This is a genomic window from Chamaesiphon sp. VAR_69_metabat_338, from assembly GCF_031423935.1.
In the GTDB taxonomy this organism is placed as follows: Bacteria; Cyanobacteriota; Cyanobacteriia; order Cyanobacteriales; family Chamaesiphonaceae; genus Chamaesiphon.
On record NZ_JANPGM010000704.1, the window covers coordinates 1 to 3,749 of the forward strand.

Consider the following 3,749-nt stretch of genomic DNA (forward strand, 5'->3'; position numbering starts at 1 on the left):
CCCGCATCGACGAAGATACCCACAAGGGGCACCCCTACAGATTCTAGATTTCGACAGATATATGAATTCGATCGAATCTCGATCGCTTTTAAGTCTATGTAATGAGGCGAATTAATGTCGCGATCTTGGAAGATGCTAAAAGATTAGATATTTAGTTTTGGCCAAACGCCTTACTATAATACGAACTAGAGGATAAGTCCAAGCCAAAAGTTCCCCGATCGAGCATTTTTGCGCCGTCACTAAATTTTATACAAACTATCTACATACACTCATGCACCCTAGCAATACCGATCCGAAACTCGATATTATTTTCGTCCCCGCTCGCACCGATACGCCCATCGGATCGATCGTGCTGCTGCATGGTTGGGGTGCCAATCATGACGATTTGGGCGAACTAGTGCCTTATTTCAATCTGCCTGAATATCAATTTCTGTTCCCCAATGGCCTGTTCGACCATGAATATAGCGATGATGGCAAAATGTGGTATTCCTTCACTGGTGCTGGTCAACTAACCGATCTGAGTCGCACGCAACTGGCGACTAGTCGCGAAGTCTTGAGTGAGTGGATCCAGTCCCTACCGGAATCTACGGGCATCCCGCTCGATCGCACCTGGATTGCCGGATTCTCTCAAGGCGGCGCGATGACGCTGGAAATCGGTCTAGATTTACCCGTAGCGGGTCTGATTGTGATGAGTGGTTATTTGCATCCCGATCGACCAAAGCCCCAGTCTGTGGCACCGCCAGTCGCGATCGTGCATGGTACCCAGGATGATGTCGTCCCGATCTCTGCGGCGCATACGAGTCGAGACAAGTTAACTGCGTGGGGAGTAGAAGTTCAGTATCAAGAATTCCAGATGGGGCACTCGATCGTCCCAGAAGTTTTGGACGTTATTCGTACTTTTGTTACTAAGTAATTTGGCTGAAGTACTCATGAATCGATCGAAATTATAAATAATTTTGTTAATCCAGACACTATTAACGGGTAATAATAAAGAAGAAGGTTAAGATTAACTAGCTGCGAAACTCTACCGATTTTGTAAGGAGGTTTGACCTATGACTGCGATTCTGACGTCTCAACGGAACAATATCCCTAATCTGACCACAGAAGAAGTAGAAGAACTAGCACTGCGCTTGGAAAGCGATGATTATCGCAACCCATTCGACGGCTTGCAAGATTGGCACTTCCTACGCGCGATCGCTTTCCAGCGTCCAGATTTAGTCGAACCATACATTCATCTCCTCGATCTAGAAGCCTACGACGAAGCCTAACAACAAATTGTCGATCGTCAAAATCCCCTCCCAGGAGGGGTGCCCATAGGGCGGGGTGGGTAGATCTCCGCTATTCAACCCGAACACAGCCACGATCGATGCGAGTTCTAATCGGAATTGGGGGCGGAATTGCAGCATACAAAGTATGCGAAATCGTTTCTAGCCTATTTAAGGCTGGAATCGAAATCAAAGTCCTCCTCACCGCCAGCGCAGAGCAATTTATCACGCCCCTAACTGTCGCCACACTCTCCCGTCATCCCGCCTATACCGATCGCGATTTTTGGCAACCCATTCACCAGCGTCCGCTACATATCGAACTGGGCGAATGGGCAGATTTATTGCTAATCGCGCCTTTGACGGCGAATACCTTGGGCAAATTGGCACATGGACTTGCCGATAACTTATTAACAAATACCGTCCTGGCTTCCACCTGTCCGGTACTGCTCGCACCTGCCATGAATACTGAGATGTGGGAGCAAATATCTGTACAGCGCAATTGGCAGCTATTGCGTCAAGATCCGCGCTACCATGCTGCTGGCCCTGGAGCGGGATTACTCGCTTGCGATCGAGTGGGGATGGGGCGCATGGCCGAGCCGGAGGAGATTTTACCCTACATTCATTCCCTCCTACACACTCAGGGAAGACTCGACTTATCGGGTAAAAGAATTCTGATTAGTACCGGCGGTACCCGCGAATTTTTCGACCCCGTGCGATTTATTGGCAATCCAGCTACTGGCAAAATGGGGTTAGCTCTAGCTCAAGCCGCAGTGCATCGGGGTGGAATAGTCACTTTAGTGCATGGTTCGCTGCCAGATATCTCGATCGATCGACGTATTAACTTAATACCAGTAGTCGATAGTGCAACAATGCACGATCGAATGCTGGCAAATTTTCCGGCTGCCGATCTAGTTATCATGTCCGCTGCCGTTGCTGATGTCAAACCAGCACATTATAGCGATCGAAAATTACCCAAACAGCAGCTACCAAATGCCTTAGAGCTGTCTCCAGTCCCCGATATTATTGCCGCATTAAGTAAACTGCGCCAACCCCATCAAAAAATTATTGGCTTTGCCGCTCAAACTGGAGATATTATCCCTCCAGCCTTGGAAAAATTGGAACGCAAACAACTCGATGCGATCGTTGCCAATCCTGTCGATATACCAGATCGTGGCTTTGGGAGCGATCGCAATCAAGCTGTAATCATTAAAAAAAGTCGCAATTTGGCACAGCCACAACAGTACGAACAGATCGAAATCCAGCCGTGCGCTAAACTAGAAATGGCGCATCAGATCCTCGATTCTATCTACTAAACTGGCGCGATTTGCTGACTAACTACCCACCTTATCGATGCCCGAGTTTACTGGTGGTTATTACCCTTTCAGATCGCCAACCGATCGACAACACACTATATAGGTTATGTCCGATTCATCATTACAAACTATCTTCGATCGTTTATCTCGCGATTTAGCTAGGGACACACTCATTCAAACAACTGCCGATCGATTGCGTAAAGAACTTCATGCCGATCGATTGGTGTTGTACTATTTTTACTATCAATGGGCAGGACGAGTTACCTTTGAGTCCCTCAGCGATGAGAAATTTTCGATTCTGGGTTCTAGTGGCCCCGACCAATGCTTCAATGGTGAATATGCCAAACTTTACGAGGATGGACGAGTCCGGGCAATTCCTGACATTGAATTGGAGCCAATTGCTGATTGTCACCGCGATTTCTTGCGCGATCTCCACGTCAAAGCTAATTTAGTCGTGCCTGTACTCACGGCAAAAGGCTTATGGGGCTTGCTCGTCGCACATCAGTGTCAATCTACGCACAATTGGCTACCGACCGAAATTAGCTCGATGCAAGCCGCTGCTAGCCAGCTAGCCATGAGTCCGAGCATTAGAGATAACTAATGAAGATCTGAGGGCGCGAACCGAAATCTATAAATGTATCCCGCGACTAAAAACTTGAAAACCCCACAGAGATCGTGTGGGGTTTTTTGTACATTCGCACATTAAATGTCGCATTTTTTAGAGCGTTTTCGCGAAATGCAATTAGCCTCAAACGATTATACACCAAGTGATGTGGGTATTTTCCACTATAAATAGCGACATTTTGCTCGATTCGCACATTGCATGTCGTAAGGTTAAATTAGCAAATTAGGTGTCGTTTCTTTATAATAATTTTTTCGCGAATTGAGTGTCGTTATCTAGTTATTTGAAAAGAAAAGTGATATATTTTTACTATTAACTTTTGAATGGTGGTAATCCCTGATGGATACAAGCCAGATTAAATGTCCAGATTCTTGTGCATCAGATTCTGAATTAGTGTCCCTGAGCGATCGAGCATTTGAAACCGATCCATCAAGAATTCTGCTCGAATCATCAGATCCGCAAAAATTACGCTTCCGTCTGATTGAATGGCTAGCTGCATCTCCCAATCGGAAGGTGAAGGCGGAACGAAAGCAACAGATCGCCATAACG

5 protein-coding genes are annotated in these 3,749 nt (G+C 46.6%); all 5 read left to right on the forward strand.

From position 1 onward, the window contains the following. The first annotated feature begins 271 nt into the window (after positions 1 to 271). Positions 272 to 913: a dienelactone hydrolase family protein gene (locus RMO84_RS19640; RefSeq protein ID WP_310490126.1), complete on the forward strand. Its 642-nt coding sequence runs from the start codon at positions 272 to 274 to the stop codon at positions 911 to 913. Between the two features lie 139 nt (positions 914 to 1,052). Then, positions 1,053 to 1,268, forward strand: coding sequence for a DUF2555 domain-containing protein (locus RMO84_RS19645; RefSeq protein ID WP_310490127.1), 216 nt, complete (start codon positions 1,053 to 1,055; stop codon positions 1,266 to 1,268). A 98-nt stretch (positions 1,269 to 1,366) separates the two neighbouring features. Next, positions 1,367 to 2,578, forward strand: a complete 1,212-nt coding sequence (gene coaBC / locus RMO84_RS19650) for a bifunctional phosphopantothenoylcysteine decarboxylase/phosphopantothenate--cysteine ligase CoaBC (protein ID WP_310490128.1) — start codon at positions 1,367 to 1,369, stop codon at positions 2,576 to 2,578. 106 nt (positions 2,579 to 2,684) lie between these two features. Beyond that, a complete protein-coding gene (locus RMO84_RS19655; protein ID WP_310490129.1) occupies positions 2,685 to 3,179 on the forward strand; it encodes a GAF domain-containing protein in 495 nt (164 codons plus the stop codon). A gap of 360 nt (positions 3,180 to 3,539) precedes the next feature. Continuing rightward, a partial coding sequence (locus tag RMO84_RS19660; RefSeq protein ID WP_310490130.1) for a hypothetical protein occupies positions 3,540 to 3,749 on the forward strand: 210 nt, incomplete at its 3' end.